Below are 25,280 nucleotides of genomic sequence, written 5' to 3'. Positions count from 1 at the left end.
GTGCGGGCGCCGTGGGTGCGAGGTGGACGGCGCGGGTCGGCGGAGGGCCGGGCGGGGCGGGGCGGGGCGGCGACAACGGTCCCGGCGGATCCGCGGTGAGCCGGGCGAGTTGGTGAGCCGGACGAATCGGTGAGCCGGGCGAGTGGGTCAGCCGGACGAGTGGGTCAGCCGGCAGTGGTCCGGGCAGGTCAGCGGCGGACCGGACCGGGGGTGCACAGGGCCACCGTGGCCGAGGTGTACGGGGATCCCGCGACCAGGGCACCGGGGCCCGCCGCGGCCAGCCGGTCCAGGAGCCGGGGCCAGCCCGCCTGCGACAGCACGGCCAGCTCGTACGCGGCACCCGTCAGGAGACAGACCCGGTGGACGTCCCGGGCCGCCAGGCTGCCCACGACGGTCCGGTCGGTCGCCCGCTGATCCGCCGGCGGCGTCCGGGGGCCTCCCCGTACGACGTTGACGGTGCGGTCGGGGAACTGGAGCACCACGGCCGCGTCCCCCCGTACCAGCAGGTCCAGGAAGTCGCCCCGCTCGCGGACGATGGCGACCGCCGCACCGGGAAGGGCTGTGGGGCGGCCCGGCGACGGAGACCTCTCCGGCACCAGGACGCGCGCCGGCGTCCGCCACTGCGCGGGAAGGTTCCGGCGTGCCTCGCGCAGCAGGAGGGACAGCGGGGTCGGCTCCTGCCGGAGCAGCCCGTCGGCGAGCCGGCCGCCCAGCTCACGGGCCAGCCTGCCGGCTCCGACACGGTGTTCGGCGTGGGATCCACCGTCGCGGCCGTCGCCGTCGCCGTCGGGATCCTGGTGCGCGTGCCCGTACCGCCCCTCGCCCTCGTGCGGCGCCGTGCCGCCCACGTCCAGGAGTACGGCGAAGTGTCCGCCCGTGAGCACGAGCTCCGCGGACTCGTCGAGGCCGCGTCCGTGCCGTGTGGCGCTGGTGATCTCCACGCTACTTCCCTCCCCGCTGGTCTGTACCTTTGAAGGGAGCCTACGGAGGCCCGGTCACCGTCCGGCTCCAGCGCGGCCATAACGCCCCGGCCTCCTCGGGCGACCGCACCTTCGACCCCGAACCGGCCCTGACCTGCGCAGAGTTGTCCGTCACTGGAAAGCGCCGACGCGTGGCGGCAGAACCCGCAACGGCTCCCCCGGCAGGTCAGTACCGGACTGCCGGACCGTTCCCCGTACCGCTCGCCTGCTCCCGGAAGCCGGGGATGCGCATGTCCCGGAACAGCAGCAGCGCCCTGCGCCGGTGCCCGAAGGCGCGGGTGGCATTTCCCAGGGCCGCGTACGCCTCACCGAGTGCCATGTGGCTGCGCGCCTCACCGGGACGGTGGCCGGTCCGCCGGTGCAGCTCCAGGGCCTGTCCGGCCACCGCGAGCGCGGCCGCCGGATCGCCCAGGCGGGTCCGCACCCGGGCCAGGACGCCCAGCGCGGAGGCTTCGAGGACCTGGAACCGCGATTCGAGCGCGAGGTCGAGGGCTTTGCCGATGGCGGCGAGGGCCTCCTCGGGAGCGCCCGCGCGCAGCGTGGTGGTGGCGAGCCCGATGAGGGCGTAGGCCTGCGGATAGCGGTCGTTGACCGTGTCGGCCAGCCGCAGCGCCCGCCGGTAGCAGTCGGCGGCGGCCGGGTCGGCGGCGCGTTCGAGCGCGGCTCCCATCGAGAACCACGCGCTGGCCTCCAGCCGCGTGTTGTCGAGCTCCTGCGCCAGGGCGACGGCCCTGCGGGCCAGAGCCGTCCCGCCGGCGTGGTCGCCCAGGTCGGAGTGGGCGGCGGACAGACAGCTCAACGCCACGGTCTCGCTCGCCCTGTTGCCCGTCTCGGTGAACACCGGGAGGGCTTCGCTCATCACCTCGATCGCGTCCAGGGGGCGCCCCATGGCCCGTTAGACGATGCCGAGGTTCGTGTGCGCGATCGCCGCCCCTCCCGCCGAGCCCAGCGCCTCGAAGATCCGGGCCGCCCGGGTGTAGTGGCCGACGGCCTGGTGGAGCCGCCCCAGCTTCCAGCACATCAGGCCCTGGCTGATCAGGTCGTCCGCCGCACCGGCTCCCCCCTCGGCCCCCGGGGACGCGCCCGCCTCGGTCAGACCGCGGGCCCGGGAGAGGAAGTGGACGGCCTCCCGCATGGACCCGTTCTCCTGGTGCGCGGCCCCGATCCGTCGCAGCAGGGCGGCCTGGCCCTCGGTCCAGGCGGCCTGCTCGGCCAGCTCCAGCGCGCGCGAGTACTGCTGCTCGGCCTCCGCGTTGCGGCCGCCGGCCCAGTCGCAGTCGCCCAGCCGCAGCAGGGCGGCCGACTGGGCCCGCAGGTCGCCGTCCGCGGTGGCGGCCGCGAGGCCCGCACGGGCCACGGCGAGCCGGTCGGCGGTGTGCATGCCGAGTGAGAGATGGCCGTTCAGGGCCTCCGCGAGCCGGTGTGCGAGCCGGTGCGCCCCGGTCTGCCCGGCGTACAGGACGGCGCTCACGAGATTCTCGCGCTCCGCGGCCAGCCACTCCGCGCCCTTGCGGTCGGGCAGCTCGGCGGCGGCCTCCGCCCGGGTCAGGTACCAGTCCAGCAGCCGCCGCAGGGACTCTTCCGCCTCCTGTTCCCCGGCCAGCTCGCGGGCGTAGGAACGCAGCAGGTCGTGCATGCCGTACCGCCCCGGGGCGGGCTCCAGGACCAGGTGGGAGTGGGCCAGGCCGCGCAGCAGCCGTCCGGTTTCGGGGGCGCTCTGCCCGATGAGGGCGGCCGCCGCGAGCGGGGTGATGTCGGTGCCGGGGATCATGCTCAGCAGCCGGAACACGCGCCGCGCCTCCTCGGGCAGGGCGAGGTAGGACAGGTCGAAGGCGGCCCGGACCGTGGAGCGTTCGTCCCCCTCGACCTGGAGCCCGCCGATCAGGCTGCCGTCCGCCAGTTCTGCGCAGTACTGGCCGACGGTGAGGGAGGGGTTGGCGATCAGGTTGGCTCCGGCGATGCGGATGGCCAGCGGCAGCCAGCCGCACAGTCGGGCCAGGTTGACCACGGCGTCCGGTTCGGCGGCGACCCTCTCCTCGCCGAGGATGCGGCCCAGCAAGGTGTGGGCCTCGGAGAGGTTCAGCACGTCCAGGCCCAGCCGGCGGGCGCCCTGCGCGGCGACGAGTCCCGCGAGCTGGCTGCGGCTGGTGATGACCACCCGGCAGCTCCCGCTGCCGGGCAGCAGCGGGCGGACCTGGTCGGCGCTGCGGGCATTGTCGAGGACGATCAGCATGCGCCGGTCCGCGAGGAGCGTCCGGTAAAGGGCGGCGGCCTCCTCCTCGCCCGCGGGGATGCTGTCCGGCGGTGCGCCGAGGGCGCGCAGGAAGCGGGCGAGGACGTCGGCAGGGCTCAGGGCCGGGAGCGGCGAGTGACCGCGCAGGTCCGCGAAGAGCCGGCCGTCGGCGAAATCGTCCCCGTGGACGTGGGCCCAGTGCAGGACCAGCGCCGTCTTGCCGACACCGGGCGGACCCACCACCGTCATGACGCCGGAGTGGGCGGTGGGCTCCGGCGACAGCAGGGAGTCCAGTTCCTGGAGTTGCGAGGTGCGCCCTACGTACGAGGATGCCGCGGCGGGCAGTTGGGAGGGCCGGACCGGGATCGGCGCGGCGGGCACGCTGGGCTCGGCGGACCGGACGCCGGGAAAGGGCCGCTGGCCGGCGCTGCCGTCCGGCGCCGCGACGACGGACGCACCGGGACCGAACGCAGCCGCCCCGGCCGAGGTGGCTGCCGCGACGGAAACGGGGCCGGCGGTGGGTGCGTGCGGGCTCCGCTCCGGTTGCGGGATCTGCTGGCGCAGCACCCGCAGGTGGATCTCGCGCAGCTCCGGCCCGGGCGCGATGCCGAGTTGCTCGTCGAGGCGCTCGCGCAGGCCGGAGTAGACGCCGAGGGCGGCGGCCTGCTCCCCGCAGCCCGCGAGGGCGAGGATCAGCCGGGCGTGCACACCCTCGTGGAGGGGCTCGGTGCCCGCCGTCTCCCACAGAACGGGCAGGGCCTGGCCGGGCCGGTGCAGGGCGAGGCAGAGGTCGGCGTGCAGCAGCACTGCCTCGACGCGGCGTTCGGCAGCCTGGACGGCCTGCGGATGCTGGTCGAAGAGGGCGTCGACGTCGCTGAGCACCGGCCCCCGCCAGTACCCCAGGGCCTGCGCCAGTGCCTCCCGGGCCGTCTCCAGTTCGCCGACGGCGTGGGTGCGCCTGGCCCGTGCGAGCAGCTCCTGGAAACGTCCGAGGTCGGTCTGAGTGCTCTCGGGGCGCAACCGGTAGCCGCTGGGGAGGAGTTCGACGGCGGGGGCCGGATCTCCGGGCGGCCGCTCGGGCTCCAGCGCCTGCCGGACCTGGCTGATGTAGGTGTGGATCAGACTCCGCCACGACTGCGGGGGGCCGCTCGGCCAGAGCGTGTCGATGATCTCCTGGTGAGTGGCGGCGTGGGGGTGCCGCAGGGCGAGCAGGCCCACCAGCCGGCGGATCATGGGGCGGGTCAGCGGGACCTGGCTGTCACCGCGCCGGACCACGAGCGTGCCGAGCACCGCGAAGCTCAGCCGGCCGGAGTCCCGGGCAGGCTTCTCGCGGGCCGCCGCGTGCAGTTCTCCCGCCTCGAAGTCCGGGAGTTCCAGGGCGACGGCCAGCCGCTGCACCGTGCGCAGCTGCGGGCGCAGCACCCGGCCGCGTTCGATGTCGCGCAGGGCCCGCGTGCTCATTCCGGCCTTGTCGGCGAGCTCGCGCTGACTCAGCTGGGCCTCCCGGCGGAGCGTCCGGATCCGGCGTCCCATGGCGGCCGATCCGACGTCCTCGCCACTGTCCTGTGCGGCCCCGGCGCAGGGCCCGGAGCTGTCTCCCGGGCTGCCGGACGAAGCGGGATCCTTCACGACGGAATGCGGCGACACGGGCGTGGCCCCTTCTGGTGCGGACGGCATGGGGAAATTGGTCGGAGCGATCCGCTCGAATCCCGCAGCAGTCGCGCAAATCGCCCACCTATCGCGGTTTCGTCGAACAGCCCTGCCTTGGGACAGTATCCGAGAATGATCGCTGCCGGATATGGCGCAAGAGTCCGGCGGAACGTTTTCGGCCTCGTAGTCGCAGTGGTGTCCGAACCCGGCCAGGCCACTTCCGGGCATTGAACGGCCGCAGGGGCGCACCTAGTTTCGAGTCCGGAACGACCGGCCAACTCCCAGCCGAACGGAGGCCACTGACTCCATGGTCAGCGAGGTCCTAGAGCGAAACGAACGGTTCCAGGGGATCCTGGGCCGCCTCACCGCGAAGTCGATCGACGACTACTACAACCCCTACCGGCTCTTCGAATGGCCCGAGGAATTGCCTCAGGACATGTGGTGGATGAGTCCAGAACTCACCACCACGCACGACACCGAACTGGCCGGGCAACTCGACGCTCAGCAGCTTTATTCCCTCTCGCGCTACGAGAGCATTAATTTCTACAGCCTGAACGTGCACGGGATTCGGGAACTGCTCATCGAAGTGGTCAGCCGGATCCACACCAAGGGGTTCGAGATCCCGTCGGAGTTCTTCCACCACTTCATCGGTGAGGAGAACGAGCACATGTGGTTCTTCGCCGAATTCTGCCTGCGCTACGGCAACGGCAGGATCTACCGGCAGCCCGCCGGCGCCGACGGCGGATCCGGGACGCACTCCGCCAAGATCGAGAGCCTGCTGGTCTTCGCGCGGATCATGATCTTCGAAGAGCTGGTCGACCACTACAACTCCGCGATGGCGGTCGACGAGCGCCTCCACGAGACGATCAGGGGGATCAACCGCCTCCACCACCAGGACGAGTCCCGGCACATCGCCTTCGGCCGTGAACTCGTCCAGCTCCTCTTCCAGGACGTGCGCGCCACCGCGACCGAGGAGGAACTCTCGGAGATCTCCACGTACTTGCGGCGCTACATGACCCACAGCTTCGAGTCCCTCTACCACCCCCAGGTCTACCGCGACGCGGGGCTGGCGAACCCCCACGAGGTGCGCCGCGCGCTCCTCGCCTCCCCGGCCCGGGCCAGGGCCGAGGAACGGACCTTCCGCAAGACCGCCAAGTTCCTGGAGAAGACGGGAATCATTCGATGAACCGGCTGACGGGAAGCGGGCAATCCCCCGCCCTGGCCATATTGGGACCGGCGTCCACCCGATTGCTGCGCGAGCTCGACGGGATCTTCGCAGGGTGGGGTCTCGCCGAAGGCGCCGAGGAGATCAGCCCCCCGCCCCTCTTCCCGGTGAGCGACCTGGAGAAGTTCGACGTCTACACCAACTTCCCCCATCTCGCCTGGGTGGCCGGTTCCCTCGACCTCGAGCAGGGGGAGGCCAAGCCGCTGAACGGCCGGTTCGCGCCCGACCAGCTGCGGGAGTCCCGCTACGGGCTGCCGCACGCCACCTGCTACGGCGCGTACCTCTACCACGAGGGCGGCACCGTCGCCGCCGACACCCTGCTGACCCTTGTCAACCGCTGCTTCCGCAACGAGGACCACTACAACGGCCTGCGCCGCCTGGCCAGCTTCCAGATGCGCGAGATCGTCGCGCTGGGCGACTACGAGCACACCCAGCAGGTCATCGCCCGCTTCACCGGGCGCATCGAGACCTTCTCCACCGCACTGGGCATCGGGCTCGACCGCGAGGCGGCCAGCGACCCCTTCTTCCAGAACGACGGCGCACGGGCGCTGCTCGCCAAACTCAGCCCGGTCAAGTACGAGTTCCAGTACGGCGACCTCGCCATTGCCTCGGTGAACACGCACCGCAACTTCTTCGGCGAACGCTGCGACATCCGCCTCGCCTCCGGTGGACACGCCTTCACCTCGTGCGTGGCCTTCGGGCTGGAGCACTGGCTGCACGTCCTGTCCGAGCGCTACGACGGTGATCTGGACTCGGCGCTCGACGCCGTCCGCACCGCCGCCACGGCCGTCGCGGCCACCGCGGGCGCGGCCGGGGACGCGGGCGGCGGGCGCTGAACCCCGTCGGCCACCACCTCCCCGCACCCCGGATCGGCGTCGACCTCGTACCGCTCTCCCGCATCGCCGAGCTGCTGGACCCGGCTTCCGGACCGGCCATAGACCGGATGCTCACCGAGGAGGAGCGCGAGCTCTGCGCCGGGGACGCGGCGGGCACCGCCGGCCGCCTGGCCGCCAAGGAAGCCGTCTTCAAACTGTTCGGCTCTGCAGGGGCGCCGCTCCCCTGGCGCTCCATCGAGATCCTGCGGGCTCCGGGCGGCCGCCCGCTGCTGCGCCTCACCGGCAGGGCAGCCCGCCTCGCCGAAGAGGCGGGACTCGGCCCGGTCGACATCAGCATCAGTCACGACGGCGGCTGGGCCGTGGCGGTCGCCGCCGCCCTGGCCACGCCGCACACCCCACCGGCCCTGACGGCCGTACCCACCCCACCCCTCGCACCACCACCAGACAGAGGAGAAGCACCATGAGCGTCACCATCGAGACCGCCGGCAACACCCGCGCGGGAATCGACCAGGTCAGGGACTGGATCCTCGGACGCCACGAGGGGCCCGTCGAGCTGGCCCACGACACCAACATCATCGAGAACCGGCTGGTGGACTCCCTCTCCTTCGTCGAGCTGGTCTACGCGATCGAAGGCGCCAGCGGCACCGAGATCGACTTCGACGCGATCGACATCGAGGACTTCCAGTCGCTGGCGACCATCGAGAAGGCCTTTTTCGCCTGAGCGGCCCCGCCCCGCTCCCACCGACCGCGCCCCACAACCGACCCCCCGAAAGAGGCCGAACCATGCACGCAGTCTCCTACACGGCCCAGTGGATGGCCGCCGCCCGCGCCCTGGAGTCCGACCGGGACGACGCCCTCTACACCGACCCGCTGGCCCGCGACCTCGCCGCCCCCAAGGGCTTCGAGCTCATCGAGCGCTACGCGGGCGGCGGTCTGCTGCCCTTCATCTCCATCCGCACCGCCTTCCTCGACGAGAGCATCCGTTCGGTCCTCGCCGAGGGCGGGATCACCCAGGTCGTCCTGATCGCCGCCGGCATGGACACCCGTGCCTTCCGCCTCGACTGGGCCGACGGCACCACCGTCTACGAGGTGGACCACGGCCCCCTCATCGAGGAGAAGCGCCGCCGCCTCGACGCCCTGGGCGCCGTCCCGCGCACCGACAGGCGCGAGGTGTCCGCCGATCTCACCGGCGCATGGCTCCCCGAGCTGGAGAAGGCCGGTTTCGACCCGAGCCGCCCCACCCTCTGGATCGCCGAGGCCCTCACCTTCTTCCTGACCGACGACCAGGCCGGCGGGCTGCTCCGGCTGCTGGCCTCCGCCTCCGCCCCCGGCAGCCGGCTCTCGTTCGACATCCTGGGCCGGGCCCTGCTCCGCAGCCCCTTCTCCAAGCCCTTCCTCGACACCCTCGCCGCCGACGGCACCCCGTGGATCTTCGGCACCGACGAGCCCGAGGAGTTCGTCGCCGCCCACGGATGGAAGGTCACCGACCTCAAGGAGCCGGGCGAGGAGGGCGCGGGCGAGGGCCGCTGGCCGTACGCGGTGCAGCCGCGCTCCCGTCGCGGGGCCAACCGCCTGTGGCTCATCCGCGCCGAGATCGCGGCCGGCTGATGGCTCGCACCACGCTCGAACGGGTCGAGTCGTACCTGCCCGAACGCAGCGTCCGCATCGAGGAGCTGGGCGAGCACCTGGGTCTGCGCCGCGCCGAACTCGGCGTGTTCCGCAAGTTCTACGGTCTCGACACCTTGCGCTTCGACCCCGACCTGGACCTGTTCGACCTGCTGCGGCCCGCCGCCCGGAGCGCGCTGGACGCGCTGCCGGCCGGCGGCCGGCTGGCCTACCTGGTGTACGCACACACGACGCAGGCCGTCACGCCCGCCGACGTGGAGCCGGCCCAGGTGCTCCGCAGGGAGCTCGGCCTGGACGGGGCCGAGGCCTTCGGTCTCAGCCACCAGGCCTGCGTCTCCAGCCTGGGAGCACTGGACGTCATCGGCGAACTGCTCCGCGCCGAGGGCGACGAGAACGCGTACGCGCTGATGGTCACGGGTGAACGCGCCTTCTCCCCGATCGTCCAGCACATTCCGAACACGGCGATCATGGCCGACGCGGCTGCGGCCTGCCTGGTCACCCTGGACGGCCGCGGGGACACGGTCCTCTCCTTCGTCACCCGCACGCTCGGCGAGTACGCGGACTGGCTGGACCTGACCCCGGAGCAGAACAACGAGTTCGGGCAGCAGTACGGCCCGCGGATCGCCGAAGTCATCCGACTGGCGGTGGCCGAGGCCCAGCTGACCTTCGAAGACATCGAGTTGATCATCCCGCACAACGTCAACATGCTGGCGTGGCGGCAGGCGGTCAAGGCACTGGAGGTCCCGCAGGAGAAGGTCTTCCTCGACAACGTGCCGCGCTACAGCCACACCTTCGCCTCGGACGTGTTCGTCAACTACACGACCCTGCGCGACGAGGGCAGGCTCCTGGACGGCGCCCACTACGTGATGGTCTCGGTGGGGCTCGGCGCCACCTTCGGAGCGATGGTGATCACCCACCGGAAGGGGGCGGACCTCGCATGACCGAACGACACGTCGTGCTCCGTGCCATCGAGGAGGCGCTCGCGGAGGTACTGGAACGGGAGGTCCGCGACCTGCCCGAGGACACCGGGCTCTTCGACGACCTGCGGCTCGACTCCTCCTCCGTACTGGAACTCCTGCTCCTCGTCGAGGAGAGCACGGGGGCCGTCGTCGACCCCGAGAACCTGGACATCGACCATCTGCGCACGGTCCGTTCCTTCGCCGACTACGTCGCGGGGCTGCTGCACGAAGGGGAGGCAGTGACATGACCGGTCTCGTGCTCGAAGCGGCCGCCGCCGTCCGCTCGCCCGGGGGCCCCGGCCCCGCGCCGGCCGACTCGCCGCGGGCCGCGCTCGTACGGGCCTTCCACGACGACCTGCTCGGGCCGTTCGGGGCCAAGGCCGATGAGGAACTGCTGGCCCGCGGCGCACACGTCCCGCACCGGCACCTCGCCGACCTGCTCGCCGACTCCGACGGGGTGCGCGAAGCGCGGCCCCAGCTGGTCGTCGTCGCGCACGCCCTCCCGGACGTCGTGCCGTTCACCGCCGTGGCCCCGCACCTGACGAGCCGGCTGGGTGGCTCGGCGACCAACTTCGCCATCGCCCAGCAGGGGCTGGCCGCGCCGTTCACGGCGCTGCGGATCGCCGCCGCCTACCAGCGGTCCGGGCGGGCCGCCGAAACCGTCGTGGCCGTGCTCGAGCAGACCACCCTCCCGACCCCCTACCCGCTCGTACGGGAGACTCCGCTGATCGATTCCGCGGCGGCGCTGGTCCTGCGGGCCGGGACCGAAGGGTCGGCGGGCCTCCGGCTCGCCGGGGTGGGGTCCGGACCCCCCGATGCCGGCGAGTGGGACTCCGGGACACTGCTGGTGCTGGGACCCGGGGCGCGGCCGGACACGGAGGCGGGCCGCGCCGACGTGCACTTCGCGCCCGGGGACTCGTACTGCACCGGTGTCTGGCTCGAACTCGCCCTCCACCTCGGGCACTGGCGGCGCTCGTACCGCAGGATCGTCCTGACCGACACCGATCCGCTGACCGGCCGCAGCCACCACGCGGTGTTCACCGCCACGGCCGCAGCCGCCTCCGCGTCGGACGGGTGCTGACGGCCCATGGGGATCGGTGCCGACCTGCTGCGCCTGCACGAGCTCGACCGACTGCTCCGCCGCCCCTGGTTCCGCGCCTTCGCGTACACGGAGGCCGAGCTGGCGGTCGCGGCCGGGTACGGGCCCGACCGCGCCCGGGAGTTCCTCGCCGGCAGGTTCGCAGCCAAGGAGGCGGTGCTGAAGGCGATCGGCACCGGAATGACGGGCGGGGTGCGCCCCTGCCAGGTGGCCGTCCTGAAGGGGGACGACGGGGCGCCCCTCGTCCGGCTCTCCGGGGCGGCCGCCGAGCGGGCCGCCGCAGCGGGCCTGGGCTCGGTCGGCGTCTCGATCACCCACAAGGGTGATCTGGTGCTGGCTGTCGCCCTGGCCGTGCCCGGCCGCCCGGACGACGGCCTGCTCGCGGGCCTGGCCGATTCCGTGAACGAGCAGTTCGCGGCCTGACCCGGGCACGGCGCCGGCCACATCCCGCACGACCCGTACGCCAGGCCTCCGGGGTCTGCCGTACGGGTCGTCGTGCGCTCAGGGGCTGACGGCGAGGAAGAGGTACGCGGCCAGCAGCACGAGGTGCACGCCGCCCTGGAGCAGCGTGGCGCGGCCGGGGACGATGGTGAGGGCGCTGACGACGATGGTCAGCGCGAGCAGCACCATGTGGAGCGGTTCGAGCCCGAGCAGCAGCGGTCCGGAGAGCCAGACCGAGGCGAGGGCGATGGCCGGGATGGTCAGGCCGATGCTGGCGATGGCGGAGCCGTAGGCGAGGTTGAGGCTGGTCTGCACCCGGTCGCGGCGGGCCGCGCGGACGGCGGCCAGGGTCTCGGGTGCCAGCACGAGCAGGGCGATGATCACACCGACGACGGCGTAGGGCAGGCCGAGGTCCGCGACGCCCCGTTCGATGGTCGGGGAGACGGCCTTGGCGTTTCCGACGACGGCCACGAGTGCGACGAGCAGCAGCCCGAGGCTGATCAGGGCGGCGCGGGCGGTGGGCGGTTCGGCGTGCTCGTCCTCCTCGCCGGCGGCCGCGGCGGCGGCTGCCTGCGCGGCCTCCTTGCGGATCCGCTTGGTGTCGACGGGCAGGAAGTAGTCGCGGTGGCGGACCGTCTGGACGGCGACGAACAGGCCGTAGAGGGCGAGCGAGGCGGTGGCAGCGAAGGCGAGCTGGGCCGTGGAGAACTCGGGGCCGGGCTTGGTGGTGGTGAAGGTGGGCAGGACGAGGCTGAGTACGGCGAGCGTGGCGACGGTGGCCAGGGCCGCACCCGAGCCCTCGGCGTTGAAGACGGCGACGCGGTTGCGCAGGGCCCCGACGAGCAGGGACAGGCCGACGATGCCGTTGCACGTGATCATGACGGCGGCGAAGACGGTGTCCCGGGCGAGCGAGGAGGTCTTGTCGCCGCCGTCGGCCAGCAGGGTGACGATGAGGGCCACCTCGATGACGGTGACCGCGACGGCGAGGACCAGCGAGCCGAAGGGCTCGCCGACCCGGTGCGCGACCACCTCGGCGTGGTGGACCGCCGCCAGCACGGCACCGGCCAGGCAGAGGGCCACCAGGGCCACCGCGAGCGTGGGCAGATCGCGTCCCCAGCTGAAGGCCAGCGCGACGATCGCCACCAGGGGGACCACGACGGTCCAGTCGGTCAGGGGAGTTCTGTGCGTTGCCGTACTCATATCAGCCAACTTGCCAGAACTGTTCCGCTTGTGCGGTCCAACCGTCGCCTCTACGCCCCTGACGTGGCCTTTCTCACGAATCTCCGGGCGTGGCGGACCGCCGCCGGGGCCGGCCCCGCAGGACCGGCCCCGGCAGCGGCGAGGGCTCACATCGCGCGCTCGTGGCCCTCCCAGTACGGCTCGCGCAGCCGGCGCTTGTACAGCTTGCCGTTGGGGTCGCGCGGCATCGTCTCGATGAAGTCCACGGTCTTGGGACGCTTGTACCCGGCCAGTTGCCGCTCGCAGTGGTTCAGGATCTCCGCCGCCAGCGCGTCGCTCGCCGCGAAGCCCTCGGCGGGCTCGATGACCGCCTTGACCTCCTCGCCCCACGAGGGGTGCGGGATGCCGAAGGCGGCGGCGTCCGCGACCGCCGGGTGGGTGAGCAGCGCCGATTCGATCTCGGCCGGGTAGATGTTCACCCCGCCCGAGATGATCATGTCGATCTTGCGGTCGCGCAGGAAGAGGTAGCCCTCCTCGTCCATCAGGCCGAGGTCTCCGACGGTGAAGAAGTCGCCGATGCGGTTCTTCTTCGTCTTGCCCTCGTCCTTGTGGTAGCTGAAGCCGCCGGTCTTCATCTGCATGTAGACGGTGCCCAGTTCGCCGGGCGGCAAGCGGTTGCCGTCGTCGTCGAAGATGGCGAGTTCGCTGATCGGCCAGGCCTTGCCGACGGTCCCGGGCCTCTTCAGCCAGTCCTCGGCGGTCGCGAAGGCGCCGCCGCCCTCGCTCGCCGCGTAGTACTCCTCCACGCAGCTGCCCCACCACTCGATCATCGCCCGCTTGACGTGGTCGGGGCAGGGCGCGGCGCCGTGGATGGCGTGCCGCATGGAGGAGACGTCGTAGGCGTCCTTGGTCTCCTGCGGGAGCGCGAGGAGCCGGTGGAACTGGGTCGGCACCATGTGGGTGTGCGTGCAGGCGTGGCCGTCGATCAGGCGCAGCATCTCCTCCGCGGTCCACTTGTCCATCAGGACCAGCGGGTGCCCGATGTGCAGGGCCGCGGCGGCGAACTGCAGGACGGCCGTGTGGTAGAGCGGCGAGCACACGAGGTGGACGTTGTCGTCGAAGGGCCGGATGCCGAAGATGCCGAGGAAGCCGCCGAGGTACGTCTCCTCCGGGAGCTTGCCGGGCAGCGGGCGCCGGATTCCGCGCGGCCGGCCGGTGGTGCCGGAGGTGTAGTTCATGACCCAGCCGAGCGTGCGGTCGGCGGGGGCGGTGTCCGGCTGCCCGTCGAGCAGTTCGCCGTACGGGCGGAAGCCCGCGACGGCTCCGACCGCGTACCGGTGGCTCGCGGGCAGGCCCGCCTCGTCGGCCGCGGCGGTGGCGGCGTCGGCGAACCGTTCGTGGGCGACGAGGACCTTGGCTCCGGAGTCGGAGACGATCCAGGCGATCTCGGGGCCGACGAGGTGGTGGTTGACCGGGACGAGGTAGAACCCGGCCTGGGAGGCCGCCAGGTAGGCGGTGAGGAACTCGACGCTGTTGGGCAGGACCACGGCGAAGACGTCGCCCCGCTCCAGTCCGGCGGCGCGCAGGCCGTGGACGAGGCGGTTGACGTCGGCGTGCAGCCGGGCGGCGGTCCAGGTCTCGCCCTCGGGGGTGACGAGGACGGTGCGCCCGGGGTCGGCGACGGCCTGGGCCCAGAAGCCGTTGGGGGGTGTGTCGGTCATCTTGTCCACTCCTCTTTCCTCAGGCCCGGCCGGCGATGCGGTTGATGCGGTCGATGGCGCGCTCGAAGCCGCTGGTGAGGTCGTCGAAGACGGCCTGGACGCTGCGCTCGCTGTTCATCCGGCCGACGATCTGGCCGACGGGGGTGCCCAGCAGCGGCTGGATCTCGTACTTCTGGATGCGGGACACGGCTTCCGCGACGAGGAGTCCCTGCAGGGGCATCGGCAGGGCGCCGGGGCCCTCCGGGTCGTCCCACGCGTCGGTCCACTCGGTGCGCAGCTGGCGCGCGGGCTTGCCGGTCAGTGCGCGGGAGCGGACGGTGTCGCCGGAGCCGGCCGCGAGCAGCTTCTCGGTGAGGGCGCGGGAGTGCATGTCCGCCTCGGTGGTGGTCAGCCAGAGGGAGCCGAGCCAGGCGCCCTGGGCGCCGAGGGCCAGCCCGGCGGCGATCTGCTCGCCGCTGCCGATGCCGCCGGCGGCGAGGACCGGGAGCGGGGCGACGGCCTCGACCACCTCGGGCACCAGGACCATGCTGGCGATGTCGCCGGTGTGGCCGCCGGCCTCGTACCCCTGGGCGACGACGATGTCGATGCCGGCCTCGGCGTGCCGGCGGGCGTGCTTGGCGCTGCCGGCGAGGGCGGCGACGAGGACCCCGTGCTCGTGGGCGCGCGCGATGACGTCGGCGGGCGGGGAACCGAGGGCGTTCGCCAGGAGTTTGATGGGGTAGTCGAAGGCGACGTCGAGCTGGTTGCGGGCGACCTGTTCCATCCAGCCGGTGATGCGCCAGCCGGAGGCCTCGCCCTCCGGAAGTTCGGGTACGTGGTGTTTGGCGAGGGTGTCGCGGACGTACTCCCGGTGCGCGGCCGGGATCATCGCCTCGATGTCGGCCTCGCTGACGCCGTCGACGGCCTTCTTCGCGGGCATGACCACGTCGAGCCCGTAGGGCTTGCCGTCGGTGTGCTCCTGCATCCAGTCGAGGTCGCGCTTCAGGTCGTCGGGGGCGGTGTAGCGGACCGCTCCGAGCACCCCGAACCCGCCCGCGCGGGTGATGGCAGCGGCCACCGCCGGGAAGGGCGTGAAGCCGAAGATGGCGTGCTCTATTCCCAGTTTTCTGCTCAGCTCCGTCTCCATGGGCGGCAGGATGCCGCAGCCCGGCCGCCGAGGGAAGAGGTTTTCTGATGCAGCGTCAGATTCTTTGCCGGCCGGTCACCGCGGGGCCCGTGCCGTGAGCGGGCAGATACTCGGAAGGGCACGGCGGCGGACGGGAGGACCGGTCATGAAGGCACCAGGGGCAGCCGGGAACGACGGTGACACGAAGGGCTCCGGCACGACCGGCCCGACGGCGCACGACGGCGGCGGCAGCGGGCCGGGGGCGGACGGCGGCGGGCTCGGGGCGGAGGGTGGTGCACGGGCCGAGGCGGCGGGCGGCACCGGGCCCGGGCGCGGGCTCAGCCGGCGGCGGCTCGGGGCGCGCCTGCTGGCGCTGGGCGGTGTGCTCGTGCTCCAGGCGGCGCTGCCCGGGGCCGCGGGGGCCGCGGGGCCCTCAGGGGGGGCGAGGCCGGCGGAGCGGCGCGCGCTCCAGGGACTGCGGCTGCGGTACGGGTCCGCCCGCCAGGCGGGGCTGGTGGAGAAGCATCTCGAAGGGGTGGCGGACGAGGCGCGGCGCTTCCTCGGCCCCTCCCCCGAACACCCTTACTACGCCGGGGCCGTGGTCCTCGCCGGCCGGGGCCGCACCGTGGCGCTGCACCGGGCGATGGGCGACGCCGTCCGGTACGCCGACTACGACGGACGCACCGACCGGGTCCGGGAGTTCCCGGCCGCCCAGCGGATCGCGATGGCCGAGGACACGGTCTTCGACCTGGCCTCCCTCTCGAAGCTCTTCACCTCCCTGCTGGCCGTGCAGCAGATGGAGCGCGGGCGGCTGGAGCTGGAGGCGCCGGTGAACCGGTACCTGCCCGAGTTCACGGGCGGGGGCAAGGAGTCGGTCACCGTGCGCCAGCTCCTGACGCACACCTCGGGGCTGCGGTCCTGGGCGCCCTTCTACCAGGAGCCGACCCGGGCGGGTCAGTTGAGGCTGCTGTGGTCGGTGAGGCCGCAGGAGACCCCGGGGACGGTCTACCGCTACTCCGATCTCAATCTCATCGCCCTCCAGCTGCTCCTGGAACGGATCACCGGTCACACACTGGACCTGCTACTCCAGGACGAGATCACCGCTCCGCTCGGGATGCACCGCACTCGTTTCAACCCACCGCTCTCCTGGCGCCGGGTCACGGCCGCCACCGAGGTCCAGCGCCCGCCCTGGTCCGGGCTGGACCGCGGGCTCGTCTGGGGCGAGGTCCACGACGAGAACGCGTACGCACTGGGCGGGGTCGCCGGCCACGCCGGGGTCTTCGGCACCGCCTGGGACCTGGCGATCCTCGCCCGCACCCTCCTCGACGGCGGGGTCTACGCGGGAAAGCGCATCCTGCGCCCCGCCTCCGTCGAGCTCCTCTTCACCGACTACAACACCGCCTTCCCCGGCGACGACCACGGCCTGGGCTTCGAGCTCTACCAGCACTGGTACATGGGCGCCATGGCCACCCCGCACTCCGCCGGCCACACCGGCTTCACCGGCACCTCCCTCGTCCTGGACCCCTCCACCGACTCCTTCCTGATCCTCCTGGGCAACTCCGTCCACCCCGTGCGCACCTGGCGCGCCGGCAGCGCCCCCCGCGTCGCCGTCGGCAACCGCTTCGCCCGCGCCGTCCCCGTCCGCACCAAGCACGGCGGCCCGGCCTGGTACTCCGGCATGGAGACCGGCGGCTCCGGCACCCTCACCCTCCCGCCCCTCACCCCCGCCACCGGCGCCGCCCGGCTGCGCTGCGCGCTGTGGTGGGACACCGTGCCCGGCGCGGGCTCCCTGCACGTGGAGGCCTCGGCCGACGGGCAGAGCTGGGAGCCGCTCCCCTTCACCACCGTCCGCACCACCGGGGGCGCCGCCGAGTACTGGCAGCGGGGGTCCGTCTCCGGCTGGTCGGGGCGCATCTGGCACCGCCTCGAAGCCCCGCTCGACGCCTGGGCCGGCCGCGAGGTCCGCCTCCGCTTCCGCCACACCGCCGAGGGCCGCTACGTGGGCCGGGGGGTGTACGTGGACGTCCTGCGCGTGTCGGAGCCGGCCCGCCTCCTCTTCGCCGAGGACCGCCCCGCGGACGCCGCCCGCATCGAGGCCGCGGGCTGGTCCCGCTCGTCGGACTGAGGGCGGCACGGCCCCGGAGGCGCGGGCCCGGCCCGAACCGGCCCGGCCTACGCCAGGGCCGCGTCGATCATCTTGCGGGCCACGGAGGTCAGTTCGGCGAGCTGCGGCGCGGGGCGGGTGCGGGCGAGCGCGCCCGCGAGGCGGTCGTAGAGGAGCCCGTCGGCCCACGCGACCAGAAGTTCGGCGGACTCGGCCGGCCGGGCGGCGCCGAGTGCCGCGAGGATCACGGCGGCCCGGTCCCGCGAGCCCGAGCCGGCCCGGTGGAGTTCCGTCGCAAGCTCCGGATTGCGGGCGGCCTCCAGGCTCAGCTCGAAGCGCGCCAGCTGCCGGGAGCGCCCCGAGGTCAGCCACCGGTACAGCAGCGCGGCGAGCGCCGCGGCCACGACGTCCCGGTCCGCCGGCGAAGCCGGAGCCGAGGACGAAGCAGGAGGCGGAGGCGAATCCGAAGGGGCTGCGCCCCCGTCGAAGTCTCCGAGGTCCAGCTCGGCCAGTCGCGCGTAGCAGGCGCCGATCAGCGCCGTCCTCGTACGGAAGTAGTACGAGGTACTGCCCGCCGGAAGCCCGGCCGCGCCGTCGACCGCCCGGTGGGTCAGGCCGCGCAGCCCGGCGGCCGCCACGAGGCCGATCGCGCTGTCCGCGATCAGGGTTCTGCGGTCACCGCCGCGCTCGGGGGAGTGCATACGGCCACTCTACAAGTGTAGAGTGACCACCATGTCCTCTACACCTGTAGAGGACATGGCGAGCGGGGAGGGAACGGCCGTGACGCGACGTCGAGCGCTGGTGGCGGGTGCCGGGATCGGTGGACTCTCCGTGGCGGTGGCCCTGCACCGGCGCGGTTGGGACGTCACCGTCTGCGAACGCGCGACGGGGCCGTCCGCCGTCGGCGCGGGAATCGTCCTCGCCCCCAACGCCCTGCGCGCCTTCGACGCCATCGGCTTCGACGCCGCCCGCGCGACGGGGCACGCCACCCCCGCCGCGATGGACCTGCGCCGCCCCGGCGGCCACTGCTGAGCCGCGCCGACGGCGCCGCGCTGGCCGCCCGGTACGGCCGGCCCCCGCTCGCCGTGCACCGCCCGGCCCTCTCCGCCGCCCTGACCGCCGCTCTCCCCGACGGGACCCTCCGGTACGGCACGGCAGTGGGCTCCGTCGAGGACGCGGACGGCCGTCCGGTCGCCCACACCTCGGCCGGCGCTCTCACCGCCGAGGTGGTCATCGCCGCCGACGGCATCCACAGCCCGGTCCGCCGCCAGCACTTTCCGGCCCATCCCGGCCTGCACCACAGCGGGGAGACCGCGTGGCGGACCGTCCTTCCCGCCGGCGGCCCGCCCGTGCGCGCCGCCGCCGAAACCTGGGGCCGCGGGGAGCGCTTCGGCGTCGTCCCGCTCGCCGACGGCCGCGTGTACCTGTACGCCACCGCGGTCGTCCCCGAGGGCTACCGGCCCGCCGACGTCCGCGCCGAACTCCTGCGCCGCTACGGCTCCTGGCACGACCCCATCCCCGCCCTGCTGGAGCGGATCGACCCGGCAGCCGTGCTCCAGCACGACCTGTACGACCTGGCCGCCCCGCTCCCCCGCTTCCACCAGGGCCGGCTGGCATGGCTCGGCGACGCGGCGCACGCCATGACCCCCAACCTCGGCCAGGGCGGCTGCCAGGCCGTCGAGGACGCCGCCGTCCTCGCCCACCTGCTGGACGGAGCCGACGTGCCGGCCGCCCTGGCCGCCTACAGCGCGGCCCGCTGCGCCCGCACCGACGCCCTGCGCATCCGCTCCCGCCGCGCCGGCCGCGTCGCGGCCCTCAGGCACCCCCTCGCGGTGGCCGCCCGCGACCTCGCCGTCCGCGCCGCCCCGGCCCGCGCCGCGCGGCGCGCCCTGGACGACCTGTTCGCCTTCGACCTGCTCGCTTTCGACGGGTTCGGCGTCGACGGGTGCACGCGTCCGGATTAGGTCGGAGGGCGGCCGTACCCTGTGGCCCCGACACTCGTTGTTGTGGTTCGTTGACCGTTCAACACGAAGGCAGGCGAAGCGATATGACCGCGATCGACTGGGACAACCCGATCGACCCCAAGCCGGGCTGGACCCTGGATCACGTCAAGCTGTACGTCGGTTCGGGCGGGACCGAGGGGCAGTACTGGAACAACACCCAGACCCTGCTGCTCACCACCATCGGCCGCAAGTCCGGGAAGCCCGTGCGGACCCCGCTCATCTACGGCGAGGACGACGGCCGCTACCTCATCGTCGCCTCCAAGGGCGGCGACCCCGCGGACCCGCTCTGGTACCGGAACCTCACCGAGCACCCGGAGGTGCGGGTGCAGGTCGGGCCCGAGGTCCGGCAGGGCATCGCGCGGACCGCGACCTCCGAGGAGCGCGCCGCGTTCTGGCCGCTGATGGTGAAGCACTGGCCCTCGTACGACGAGTACCAGGCCAAGACCAGCCGGGAGATCCCGATCGTCGTGATCGACCCGGTCGGCTAGAGCTGAGGCGGGTCCGGCGTCAGTGCCCCAGTACCGCCATCGCCGCGTTGTGGCCGGGAACCCCGCTGACGCCGCCGCCCCGGACCGCCCCCGCCCCGCACAGCAGTACGTTGCGGTGGGCGGTCTCCACGCCCCAGCGGCCGCCGCCCTCCCCCGAGTCGGAGTACGGCCAGGACAGGTCGCGGTGGAAGATGTGCCCGCCGGGCAGGCGCAGTTCGCGCTCCAGGTCGAGCGGGGTCTTGGCCTCGATGCACGGGCGGCCGTCGGCGTCGAAGGCCAGGCAGTCGGTGAGCGGTTCGGCCAGGTGCGTGTCGAGCTGGGCGAGGGTGGAGGCGAGCAGTACCTCCCGCGCCCCCTGGTTGTCCTTTTCGAACAGCCGCGCCGGGGCGTGCAGTCCGAAGAGGGTCAGGGTCTGGTAGCCCTGCTCCGCCAGCTCGGGCCCCAGGATCGTCGGGTCCGTGAGCGAGTGGCAGTAGATCTCCGAGGGCGGCACGGAGGGCAGTTCACCGGCGGCGGCCTCCGCGTGGGCCCGGGCGAGCTGTTCGTACCCCTCGGCGATGTGGAAGGTGCCGCCGAAGGCCTCGCGCGGGTCGACGGTGGTGTCGCGCAGCCGGGGCAGGCGGCGCAGCAGCATGTTGACCTTCAGCTGGGCGCCCTCGGGGGCCGGCTGCGCCGGTTCCTCCCCCAGGAGTTCGGCCAGCGCCTGCGGCGAGGCGTTCACGAGCACCACCCGGCCGGCGACCCGTCCCTCGCCCGTCGCCGTACGGAAGGTCACCTCGGCCGGGGCGGTCGTCCCGTCCGTGTCGATGCGCAGTGCCTCGTGGCCGGTGGCGATCTCCGCCCCGGCCGCCAGCGCGGACGCGGCGAGGGCGTCGGTGAGGGCGCCCATGCCGCCGACGGGTACGTCCCAGTCGCCGGTGCCGCCGCCGATGACGTGGTAGAGGAAGCAGCGGTTCTGGGCCAGGCCCGGGTCGTGGGCGTCGGCGAAGGTGCCGATCAGCGCGTCGGTGAGGACCACCCCGCGCACCAGGTCGTCGCTGAACTCCCGCTCGACGGCCCGGCCGATCGGCTCCTCGAACAGCATCCGCCAGGCCGCGTCGTCGTCGAGCCGGGCGCGCAGCTCCGCGCGGGTGGGCAGCGGCTCGGTCAGCGTCGGGAAGAGCCGTTCGGCGGCCCGCCCGGTGGTCCCGTAGAAGGCGCGCCAGCTCTCGTACTCCCGGTCCGAGCCGGTCAGCCGTGCGAAGGACTCCCGGGTGCGCGCCTCGCCGCCGCCGACCAGCAGTCCGCCGGGGCGTCCGGCGCGCTCGACGGGGGTGTACGAGGAGACCGAGCGCTTGCGGACCTCGAAGCTCAGCCCCAGCTCGCGCACGATCTTCGCGGGGAGCAGCGAGACGAGGTAGGAGTAGCGGGACAGGCGGGCGTCGACGCCCGGGAACGGCCGGGTGGACACGGCGGCCCCGCCGGTGCGGCCGAGCCGCTCCAGGACCAGGACCGAGCGGCCGGCCCTGGCCAGGTAGGCGGCGGCGACGAGGCCGTTGTGGCCCCCTCCCACGATCACCGCGTCGTACACGTCGTGCCCGAAGCCCCGCGAGGTCGTCATGGCTCTTGGTAACACACCTGGCCGAGCCGCTCCAGACAGTGCGCCTCGTCGGCGTGGGCGGCGACCGTGTCGGGATGGCCGTCGCCGAGCGAGCGCTCGCGGATGCCGGAGAGTTCCCGGTAGACCGGCAGCGCCTGGTCCCAGCGGCCCAGCCGGCCCAGCCCCACGGCGAGTTCGCGGCGGCTGACCAGGGTGTCGGGGTGTTCGGGGCCGAGCGTGCGGGCCCGCGCCTCGCCCACCTCCCGGGATTCCGCCACCGCCTCCTCCCAGCGCTCCAGGCGCCCGAGGTTCACCCCGAGGACGTGCCGGGCCCGCAGCGTCTCCGGGTCGGCGGCGCCGTAGGCGCGGGTGCGGTCGCGGACCAGGTCCCGGAACAGCTCCAGGGCCTCGGCGGAGCGGCCGGTCCGGCCCAGCGCGATCCCGGCCTCGTAGCGGGCGGCCAGCGTGTCGGGGTGGTCGCGGCCGAGCACCCGTTCCCGTACGGCCGCGATGTGCCGGAAGGCCTCCAGAGCCTCCTCCCAGCGGTCCAGGCGGCCCAGCGCGTACGCCACCTCATACCGGGTCAGGAGCGTGTCCGCGTGCTCCGCCCCCAGGACGGCCGCCCGGTCGGCGGCCACCTCGGCGGCGGCGGCGTGCGCCTCGGAGAAGCGGCCCAGCGCGCCCAGCGCGCAGGCCAGGTTGTGCCGGCAGCGCAGGGTGTCGGGGTGGATGCGACCCACGGTCCGCTCCCGGGCCGCGAGCACCGCGCGGTAGCCCTCGTACGCCTCCTGGTGGCGGCCGAGCAGGCCCGTCTCGTACGCCGCCTCCTGCCGCGCGGCCAGGGTGTCCGGGTGGTCGGCGCCGAGCACCTGGGCGCGTCCTTCGGCGACGGCCGCGTACCCCGCGAGGGCCTCCTCGGTGCGGCCGGCCCGGCTGAGGGCGAAGGCCCGGGTGTGGCCGGCGTCGAGCGCGGCCGCACCGGAGGGGGCCGGGCCGGGCCCGTGCGGGAGCCCGTAGGCGGCGGTGAGCCGGGGGTCCTCGGCCAGCCGCGGGCGTACGACGGTCCGCGCGGCCGGGGCCGGGCCCTGGGCCGGAATCGGGACCGGGGAAGCCGGCGCGGCCGCAGCGGCGGCCTCCGCGGAGGTCCGGTGCTCCCCGCCCGTGCGGCGCGGGGCGGTCCAGGAGCCGGTGAGGACGGCCCACTCCCCGCTCGCGGGGCGGGCCTCGATCCCCGCCCGGCGTCCGGCGGTCATCCCGCCGGCCCAGGCGGGCAGCGGCGGGTGCGCTCCGGTCGCAGCTCCCGGGCCGAGCCGGGCCTCGACGAGCTGCCGGTGCAGGTGGCGGGCGTCGCCCGGCCGGTCCTCGGGGCATTTGGCCAGCAGGTCGAGCACCAGCCGCTCGAAGGAGGCCGGCAGTTCGGGGCGGTGCTCGCGCGGCGGCACGGGCGCGGTGTCCCGGTGGCCGACCAGCACGGACCAGGAGTCGCCGAGGTCGAAGGGCGGGGCTCCGGTGGCGATCTCGTACAGGACGCAGCCGAGGGAGTAGAGGTCGCTGCGGTGGTCCACCTCGCCGCCCGCGATCTGCTCGGGCGACATGTAGTGCGGGGTGCCCATGGCCATGCCGCCGCCGGTGAGCTTCGCGGTGAAGCCGATGTCGGCGGCCAGCCGGGCGATGCCGAAGTCGCAGATCTTCACCGTGCCGTCGGTGAGCCGCATGATGTTGGCGGGCTTCAGGTCGCGGTGGACGACGCCCTGCTCGTGGGTGTAGCCGAGGGCCGCCGCCATCTGCTCGGCGATGTCGACGACCACGTCCACGGGGAGCGGGCGCGCGTCGTTGTCCTCCAGGAGCTGGCTGAGATTGCGGCCTTCGAGGAGCTCCATGACGAGGTAGAGGGGACCGCCGGCCGCGCTGTCGTCGCCGAAGTCGTGGACGACGGTGACGCCGCGGTGCTGGAGGGAGGCGGCGACGCGTGCCTCGCGGCGGAAGCGCTCGCGCAGCACCTGGGTGAAGTGGGTGTCCTGCTCGGGCCCGAGGGGCTTGAGGCATTTGACGGCGACCTGCCGGCCCAGCGATTCGTCGCGGGCCCGCCACACCTCGCCCATGCCGCCGCGGCCGATCAGGTCGAGCGACCGGTACCGGCCGTGGATCAGTCTGGACTCCGCCATGTCTTGAAGTCGCCCCCGTGTGTCGTGCTACGCCCTCCCCGGCCGGTCCAGTATGGCCGCTGATGTACGCAGTGTGTACGGCGCGGGGCGGCTCCCGGGGCCCATGCGGCGCATCGCTTTCAAGATGTGACCTGGAGGGAGCTTCCAGCGCAGACCTGCGGGAATGCTGCGCAGCAGGGTACCGGTGAGACGCAGGCGCCGGGTAACGGTGCGCGGGGCGGGTGCGGGGCGGCCGTACAGCTGGTGCGCCCAGCCCGGGAGGGTCGCGTAGGCGAGGCCGGCGAACGGGCGCCACACCAGGTTTCGGCCAGGGACGAGGAGGGGGTGGATGGGCGGGGCGCTCAGGAAGGCGTCGACGGCGTGCGCGTCGGGCCCGGCGGCGAGTTCGGGGCGGATCCGCTCGAAGTAGGCGGCGAGGGCCGCAGTGTCCCCCGGTACCTCGGACGGGTCAAGGCCCACGAGGCGTGCGTTGACGCGGTTCTCCGCCACGTAGCGATCGGCCTGCTCGGGGGTGAGCGGGATCCCGGAGCGGCGCAGGACGTGCAGGAAGCTGTCGATCTGGGCGCAGTGGATCCAGAGCAGCAGCTCGGGCTCGTCCACGCGGAACCGTGCGCCGGTGGCCGGATCGGTCGCCGACAGCATGGTGTGGATCTTGCGGACGCGGGCGCCGGCCCGCTCGGCGGCCCCGGTGGTGCCGTAGGTGATGGTGCCGACGAAGTCGGCGGTGCGCAGCAGGCGTCCCCAGGCGTCGCCCCCGCCGTTCTCCCCGCTGAAGGCGGAGCTGTTCTCCATGACCCCGCGGACCGCGCGCGGGTGCAGGGCCTGGAGGTAGAGCGCGCGGACCCCGGCGATCCACATGACCGGGTCGCCGTGGCACTGCCAGGTCACGGAGCCGGGGCCGTACAGCCCCGGATCGGGTCCCGTGCTCTCGTCCATGTCCGGCTCCTCCCCCGTCGGTGCCGTCGGCGCCGTCCGTGCCTTCGATTCCTTCGCTGCCTTCGCTGCCTCCGGCCCTTCCAGCATTCCACCGAACGGCCGCACGCACGCCCGCGCGCGCCGCTAGGCTTTCCCGCCGGCGGACCGCACCCGCCTCCCCTCGGGAAGCGGAGGCACGGTCATGCGTACGGAACAGCTGGCGGGGCAGGTCGCCGTGGTCACGGGCGGCTCGTCCGGCATCGGCCTGGCGACGGCACGGCGCTTCGTGGAGGAGGGCGCCCGGGTCTTCGTCACCGGCAGGCGGCCGGAGGAACTCGACGCGGCGGTCCGCACCCTGGGGCCCGGCGCCGTGGCCGTCCCCGGCGACGCCTCCCGCGTCGCGGACCTGGACCGGCTCTACGCGGCGGTCGCCGCCGCGGGGTGCGAGGCGATCGACGTGCTGGTGGTGAACGCGGGCGGCGGGCCGCCCGGCGGTTTCGCCGAGTTCACCGAGGAGCAGTTCGACGTCACCTCGGACCTCAACTTCCGGGGCGCCTTCTTCACCGTCCAACGGGCCCTGCCGCTGCTGCGCGACGGCGCCTCGGTCATCCTCCTGGGTTCGGCCGCCGGCTCCTCGGCGTCCACGCGGTACGGGGTCTACGCCGCCACGAAGGCGGCCGTACGGTCCCTCGCGCGCAGCCTCGCACTGGAGCTCGCGGGGCGCGCCATCCGGGTCAACACCCTCAGCCCGGGCCCGATCGACACCCCGGCGCTGGCCGGCGCCCCGGCGCAGGTGCGCGAACGGGCGACGGCCGGAGTCCCCCTCGGCCGGGCCGGACGCCCGGAGGAGGTGGCCGCGGCGGCCCTGTTCCTCGCCTCGCGGGAGAGCAGCTTCATCACCGGAATCGAACTCTCCGTGGACGGCGGAGCGGGCCAGGTCTGAAGCGGGGTCGGGGCCGCGGATCCGGCGCC

General features: G+C 73.6%; 24 protein-coding genes. 14 read left to right on the top strand and 10 right to left on the bottom strand.

All coding sequences use genetic code 11. From position 1 onward, the window contains the following. Nucleotides 1-188: 188 nt before the first annotated feature. The 3 genes from NLX94_RS05810 to NLX94_RS05800 all read right to left on the bottom strand — a co-directional run bounded on the left by NLX94_RS05810 (nucleotide 189) and on the right by NLX94_RS05800 (nucleotide 4,860). Nucleotides 189-941 (bottom strand): hypothetical protein, encoded by a 753-nt coding sequence (locus tag NLX94_RS05810; RefSeq protein ID WP_254381502.1) that lies wholly within the window; start codon nucleotides 939-941, stop codon nucleotides 189-191. Between the two features lie 205 nt (nucleotides 942-1,146). Then, on the bottom strand, nucleotides 1,147-1,869 hold the full coding sequence (locus NLX94_RS05805; RefSeq protein ID WP_254381501.1) for a tetratricopeptide repeat protein: 723 nt from the start codon (nucleotides 1,867-1,869) through the stop codon (nucleotides 1,147-1,149). A gap of 6 nt (nucleotides 1,870-1,875) precedes the next feature. Beyond that, nucleotides 1,876-4,860, bottom strand: a complete 2,985-nt coding sequence (locus NLX94_RS05800) for a BTAD domain-containing putative transcriptional regulator (protein WP_254381500.1) — start codon at nucleotides 4,858-4,860, stop codon at nucleotides 1,876-1,878. A 310-nt stretch (nucleotides 4,861-5,170) separates the two neighbouring features. Here NLX94_RS05800 and NLX94_RS05795 point away from each other — a divergent pair, with 310 nt between their 5' ends. The 9 genes from NLX94_RS05795 (at nucleotide 5,171) to NLX94_RS05755 (ending at nucleotide 11,031) form a co-directional block, all read left to right on the top strand. Next, nucleotides 5,171-6,049 carry a diiron oxygenase gene (locus NLX94_RS05795; RefSeq protein WP_254381499.1) on the top strand — a complete coding sequence of 293 codons (879 nt, stop codon included), beginning with the start codon at nucleotides 5,171-5,173 and terminating at the stop codon, nucleotides 6,047-6,049. Continuing rightward, nucleotides 6,046-6,924 carry a hypothetical protein gene (locus NLX94_RS05790; RefSeq protein WP_254381498.1) on the top strand — a complete coding sequence of 293 codons (879 nt, stop codon included), beginning with the start codon at nucleotides 6,046-6,048 and terminating at the stop codon, nucleotides 6,922-6,924. Before NLX94_RS05795 ends, NLX94_RS05790 begins: the two co-directional genes overlap by 4 nt. Then, nucleotides 6,921-7,388 carry a holo-ACP synthase gene (locus NLX94_RS05785; RefSeq protein ID WP_254381869.1) on the top strand — a complete coding sequence of 156 codons (468 nt, stop codon included), beginning with the start codon at nucleotides 6,921-6,923 and terminating at the stop codon, nucleotides 7,386-7,388. The genes NLX94_RS05790 and NLX94_RS05785 overlap by 4 nt, the downstream gene beginning before the upstream one ends. Beyond that, the gene (locus NLX94_RS05780) at nucleotides 7,385-7,645 is read left to right on the top strand and encodes an acyl carrier protein (protein ID WP_254381497.1); all 261 of its coding nucleotides are present in this window, start codon (nucleotides 7,385-7,387) and stop codon (nucleotides 7,643-7,645) included. Before NLX94_RS05785 ends, NLX94_RS05780 begins: the two co-directional genes overlap by 4 nt. 62 nt (nucleotides 7,646-7,707) lie before the next feature. Beyond that, nucleotides 7,708-8,532, top strand: a complete 825-nt coding sequence (locus NLX94_RS05775) for an SAM-dependent methyltransferase (protein WP_254381496.1) — start codon at nucleotides 7,708-7,710, stop codon at nucleotides 8,530-8,532. Continuing rightward, nucleotides 8,532-9,491, top strand: coding sequence for a 3-oxoacyl-[acyl-carrier-protein] synthase III C-terminal domain-containing protein (locus tag NLX94_RS05770; protein ID WP_254381495.1), 960 nt, complete (start codon nucleotides 8,532-8,534; stop codon nucleotides 9,489-9,491). The genes NLX94_RS05775 and NLX94_RS05770 overlap by 1 nt, the downstream gene beginning before the upstream one ends. Continuing rightward, nucleotides 9,488-9,757, top strand: coding sequence for a phosphopantetheine-binding protein (locus NLX94_RS05765; protein WP_254381494.1), 270 nt, complete (start codon nucleotides 9,488-9,490; stop codon nucleotides 9,755-9,757). Before NLX94_RS05770 ends, NLX94_RS05765 begins: the two co-directional genes overlap by 4 nt. Then, nucleotides 9,754-10,590 carry a hypothetical protein gene (locus tag NLX94_RS05760; protein ID WP_254381493.1) on the top strand — a complete coding sequence of 279 codons (837 nt, stop codon included), beginning with the start codon at nucleotides 9,754-9,756 and terminating at the stop codon, nucleotides 10,588-10,590. The genes NLX94_RS05765 and NLX94_RS05760 overlap by 4 nt, the downstream gene beginning before the upstream one ends. Nucleotides 10,591-10,596: 6 nt before the next feature. Beyond that, complete coding sequence (locus tag NLX94_RS05755) at nucleotides 10,597-11,031, top strand: holo-ACP synthase (protein ID WP_254381492.1); 435 nt, start codon at nucleotides 10,597-10,599, stop codon at nucleotides 11,029-11,031. 78 nt (nucleotides 11,032-11,109) lie between these two features. Here NLX94_RS05755 and NLX94_RS05750 read toward each other — a convergent pair whose 3' ends face one another. The 3 genes from NLX94_RS05750 to NLX94_RS05740 form a co-directional block, all read right to left on the bottom strand. After that, nucleotides 11,110-12,249 carry a calcium:proton antiporter gene (locus NLX94_RS05750; protein WP_254381491.1) on the bottom strand — a complete coding sequence of 380 codons (1,140 nt, stop codon included), beginning with the start codon at nucleotides 12,247-12,249 and terminating at the stop codon, nucleotides 11,110-11,112. 146 nt (nucleotides 12,250-12,395) lie between these two features. Beyond that, entirely contained in the window at nucleotides 12,396-13,949 is a 1,554-nt protein-coding gene (locus NLX94_RS05745; RefSeq protein ID WP_254381490.1) for an acyl-CoA synthetase, read from the bottom strand. A 19-nt stretch (nucleotides 13,950-13,968) separates the two neighbouring features. Next, nucleotides 13,969-15,075 (bottom strand): nitronate monooxygenase, encoded by a 1,107-nt coding sequence (locus tag NLX94_RS05740; protein WP_254381489.1) that lies wholly within the window; start codon nucleotides 15,073-15,075, stop codon nucleotides 13,969-13,971. 145 nt (nucleotides 15,076-15,220) lie between these two features. Here NLX94_RS05740 and NLX94_RS05735 point away from each other — a divergent pair, with 145 nt between their 5' ends. Beyond that, a complete protein-coding gene (locus NLX94_RS05735; protein ID WP_254381488.1) occupies nucleotides 15,221-17,179 on the top strand; it encodes a serine hydrolase in 1,959 nt (652 codons plus the stop codon). A gap of 47 nt (nucleotides 17,180-17,226) precedes the next feature. Here the strand turns inward: NLX94_RS05735 and NLX94_RS05730 are convergent, their stop codons facing one another. Continuing rightward, nucleotides 17,227-17,859 carry a TetR/AcrR family transcriptional regulator gene (locus NLX94_RS05730; protein ID WP_254381487.1) on the bottom strand — a complete coding sequence of 211 codons (633 nt, stop codon included), beginning with the start codon at nucleotides 17,857-17,859 and terminating at the stop codon, nucleotides 17,227-17,229. 79 nt (nucleotides 17,860-17,938) lie between these two features. On the opposite strand from NLX94_RS05730, the gene NLX94_RS05725 reads away from it, so the two are divergent. The 3 genes from NLX94_RS05725 to NLX94_RS05715 all read left to right on the top strand — a co-directional run bounded on the left by NLX94_RS05725 (nucleotide 17,939) and on the right by NLX94_RS05715 (nucleotide 19,649). Further along, entirely contained in the window at nucleotides 17,939-18,190 is a 252-nt protein-coding gene (locus NLX94_RS05725) for an FAD-dependent oxidoreductase (RefSeq protein ID WP_254381486.1), read from the top strand. A gap of 53 nt (nucleotides 18,191-18,243) precedes the next feature. Next, nucleotides 18,244-19,122 carry an FAD-dependent monooxygenase gene (locus NLX94_RS05720; protein WP_254381485.1) on the top strand — a complete coding sequence of 293 codons (879 nt, stop codon included), beginning with the start codon at nucleotides 18,244-18,246 and terminating at the stop codon, nucleotides 19,120-19,122. An 83-nt stretch (nucleotides 19,123-19,205) separates the two neighbouring features. Next, nucleotides 19,206-19,649, top strand: coding sequence for a nitroreductase family deazaflavin-dependent oxidoreductase (locus NLX94_RS05715; protein ID WP_254381484.1), 444 nt, complete (start codon nucleotides 19,206-19,208; stop codon nucleotides 19,647-19,649). Between the two features lie 19 nt (nucleotides 19,650-19,668). Here NLX94_RS05715 and NLX94_RS05710 read toward each other — a convergent pair whose 3' ends face one another. The 3 genes from NLX94_RS05710 to NLX94_RS05700 are packed head-to-tail and all read right to left on the bottom strand — an operon-like array spanning nucleotide 19,669 to nucleotide 24,329. Then, nucleotides 19,669-21,249: an NAD(P)/FAD-dependent oxidoreductase gene (locus tag NLX94_RS05710; protein ID WP_254381483.1), complete on the bottom strand. Its 1,581-nt coding sequence runs from the start codon at nucleotides 21,247-21,249 to the stop codon at nucleotides 19,669-19,671. Beyond that, a complete protein-coding gene (locus NLX94_RS05705) occupies nucleotides 21,246-23,393 on the bottom strand; it encodes a serine/threonine-protein kinase (protein ID WP_254381482.1) in 2,148 nt (715 codons plus the stop codon). The genes NLX94_RS05710 and NLX94_RS05705 overlap by 4 nt, the downstream gene beginning before the upstream one ends. A 27-nt stretch (nucleotides 23,394-23,420) precedes the next feature. Then, nucleotides 23,421-24,329 carry an oxygenase MpaB family protein gene (locus tag NLX94_RS05700; RefSeq protein WP_254381481.1) on the bottom strand — a complete coding sequence of 303 codons (909 nt, stop codon included), beginning with the start codon at nucleotides 24,327-24,329 and terminating at the stop codon, nucleotides 23,421-23,423. Nucleotides 24,330-24,510: 181 nt separating this feature from the next. Between NLX94_RS05700 and NLX94_RS05695 the strand changes: the two genes are divergently transcribed. Continuing rightward, entirely contained in the window at nucleotides 24,511-25,251 is a 741-nt protein-coding gene (locus NLX94_RS05695; RefSeq protein WP_254381480.1) for an SDR family NAD(P)-dependent oxidoreductase, read from the top strand. Nucleotides 25,252-25,280: the final 29 nt, after the last annotated feature.

It is taken from the genome of Streptomyces sp. TBY4 (assembly GCF_024213195.1).
Lineage (GTDB): Bacteria > Actinomycetota > Actinomycetes > Streptomycetales > Streptomycetaceae > Streptomyces.
This window is presented reverse-complemented; position numbering and strand designations above follow the sequence as displayed.

What these genes read in the sequence shown, in the direction of transcription:
- NLX94_RS05735 (WP_254381488.1), top strand. Translation starts at nt 15,221, where the DNA reads ATGAAGGCACCAGGGGCAGCCGGGAACGACGGTGACACGAAGGGCTCC.
- NLX94_RS05805 (WP_254381501.1), bottom strand. Translation starts at nt 1,869, where the DNA reads ATGGGGCGCCCCCTGGACGCGATCGAGGTGATGAGCGAAGCCCTCCCG.
- NLX94_RS05700 (WP_254381481.1), bottom strand. Translation starts at nt 24,329, where the DNA reads ATGGACGAGAGCACGGGACCCGATCCGGGGCTGTACGGCCCCGGCTCC.
- NLX94_RS05750 (WP_254381491.1), bottom strand. Translation starts at nt 12,249, where the DNA reads ATGAGTACGGCAACGCACAGAACTCCCCTGACCGACTGGACCGTCGTG.
- NLX94_RS05745 (WP_254381490.1), bottom strand. Translation starts at nt 13,949, where the DNA reads ATGACCGACACACCCCCCAACGGCTTCTGGGCCCAGGCCGTCGCCGAC.
- NLX94_RS05775 (WP_254381496.1), top strand. Translation starts at nt 7,708, where the DNA reads ATGCACGCAGTCTCCTACACGGCCCAGTGGATGGCCGCCGCCCGCGCC.
- NLX94_RS05710 (WP_254381483.1), bottom strand. Translation starts at nt 21,249, where the DNA reads ATGACGACCTCGCGGGGCTTCGGGCACGACGTGTACGACGCGGTGATC.
- NLX94_RS05765 (WP_254381494.1), top strand. Translation starts at nt 9,488, where the DNA reads ATGACCGAACGACACGTCGTGCTCCGTGCCATCGAGGAGGCGCTCGCG.
- NLX94_RS05770 (WP_254381495.1), top strand. Translation starts at nt 8,532, where the DNA reads ATGGCTCGCACCACGCTCGAACGGGTCGAGTCGTACCTGCCCGAACGC.
- NLX94_RS05730 (WP_254381487.1), bottom strand. Translation starts at nt 17,859, where the DNA reads ATGCACTCCCCCGAGCGCGGCGGTGACCGCAGAACCCTGATCGCGGAC.
- NLX94_RS05795 (WP_254381499.1), top strand. Translation starts at nt 5,171, where the DNA reads ATGGTCAGCGAGGTCCTAGAGCGAAACGAACGGTTCCAGGGGATCCTG.
- NLX94_RS05740 (WP_254381489.1), bottom strand. Translation starts at nt 15,075, where the DNA reads ATGGAGACGGAGCTGAGCAGAAAACTGGGAATAGAGCACGCCATCTTC.
- NLX94_RS05780 (WP_254381497.1), top strand. Translation starts at nt 7,385, where the DNA reads ATGAGCGTCACCATCGAGACCGCCGGCAACACCCGCGCGGGAATCGAC.
- NLX94_RS05705 (WP_254381482.1), bottom strand. Translation starts at nt 23,393, where the DNA reads ATGGCGGAGTCCAGACTGATCCACGGCCGGTACCGGTCGCTCGACCTG.
- NLX94_RS05695 (WP_254381480.1), top strand. Translation starts at nt 24,511, where the DNA reads ATGCGTACGGAACAGCTGGCGGGGCAGGTCGCCGTGGTCACGGGCGGC.
- NLX94_RS05755 (WP_254381492.1), top strand. Translation starts at nt 10,597, where the DNA reads ATGGGGATCGGTGCCGACCTGCTGCGCCTGCACGAGCTCGACCGACTG.
- NLX94_RS05715 (WP_254381484.1), top strand. Translation starts at nt 19,206, where the DNA reads ATGACCGCGATCGACTGGGACAACCCGATCGACCCCAAGCCGGGCTGG.
- NLX94_RS05760 (WP_254381493.1), top strand. Translation starts at nt 9,754, where the DNA reads ATGACCGGTCTCGTGCTCGAAGCGGCCGCCGCCGTCCGCTCGCCCGGG.
- NLX94_RS05790 (WP_254381498.1), top strand. Translation starts at nt 6,046, where the DNA reads ATGAACCGGCTGACGGGAAGCGGGCAATCCCCCGCCCTGGCCATATTG.